The sequence below is a fragment of the Cupriavidus sp. NPDC089707 genome, from assembly GCF_044748965.1.
Lineage (GTDB): Bacteria > Pseudomonadota > Gammaproteobacteria > Burkholderiales > Burkholderiaceae > Cupriavidus.
Genome location: NZ_JBIVHB010000070.1, coordinates 1 through 1,018, shown reverse-complemented (window position 1 = coordinate 1,018; position 1,018 = coordinate 1). Strand labels below are relative to the sequence as shown.

The window sequence follows — 1,018 nt, the reverse complement described above, 5'->3', positions numbered from 1 at the left end:
CACGACGTGCCGACTCAATCTGACGAGCGGTCAGACGGCCACGGCCCATTGCCGTCAGGCCGAATTCGCCGAAAGACACGGCGTTGCCACGGGTAGCCTTACCCGTGTTGCGGCCTTTCTGCTCCTTGCGGTATTTTCTGCGCTTAGGTTGCAGCATCGTTATTCTCCACTCTTCCCATCTGCGCCAGGCGCAGCGCGACGACCGGCACCGGCACCGCCACGGCGGTTGCCACCCGGACGGCCTTCGCCTTCACGGCGGCGACCTTCCGGACGACCCGGGCGACGACGACGGTCGTCTTGCGGCTCTTCCACCACCGGCGCGTCATTGCGGCCGAGGTGATCCCCCTTGTAGACCCACACCTTGACACCGATGATGCCGTAGGTGGTTTCTGCTTCGGAGAAGCCGTAGTCGATGTCGGCGCGCAGGGTGTGCAGGGGCACACGGCCTTCGCGGTACCACTCGGTACGTGCGATTTCGATACCGTTCAGACGGCCGGCGCTCATGATCTTGATACCCTGGGCACCCAGGCGCATCGCGTTCTGCATGGCGCGCTTCATGGCGCGGCGGAACATGATGCGGCGCTCGAGCTGCTGGGTGATCGAGTCGGCGATCAGCTGAGCATCGGTTTCCGGCTTGCGGATTTCCTCGATGTTCACGTGCACGGGCACGCCCATGCGACGCTGCAGTTCGGCCTTCAGCAGTTCGATGTCCTCACCCTTCTTGCCGATCACCACGCCCGGACGCGAGCTGTAAATGGTGATACGGGCATTGCGGGCGGGGCGCTCGATGACGACGCGGCCAACCGATGCGTTCTTCAGCTTCTTCTTCAGGAAGTCGCGAACTTCGATGTCTTCCTTCAGCATGCCGGCGAACTTCGTGTTGCTGGCGTACCAGCGCGAAGCGGAGTTTCGGCTGAAATGCAGACGGAAGCGAGTCGGATGAATCTTCTGTACCATCGTGTCTCCTTAGTTGCCGAGCGTAACTGTGATGTGACAGTTTTGTTTCTCGATGCGGTTG

2 protein-coding genes are annotated in these 1,018 nt (G+C 61.8%); both read right to left on the bottom strand.

Going from position 1 to position 1,018, the window contains the following annotated elements:
- Positions 1-157 (bottom strand): ribosomal protein L16 (locus tag ACIP1U_RS32640; protein WP_400324095.1); only part of this gene is annotated, 157 nt, incomplete at its 3' end.
- Positions 158-159: 2 nt separating this feature from the next.
- Entirely contained in the window at positions 160-957 is a 798-nt protein-coding gene (rpsC, locus tag ACIP1U_RS32635) for a 30S ribosomal protein S3 (protein WP_400324092.1), read from the bottom strand.
- Positions 958-1,018: the final 61 nt, after the last annotated feature.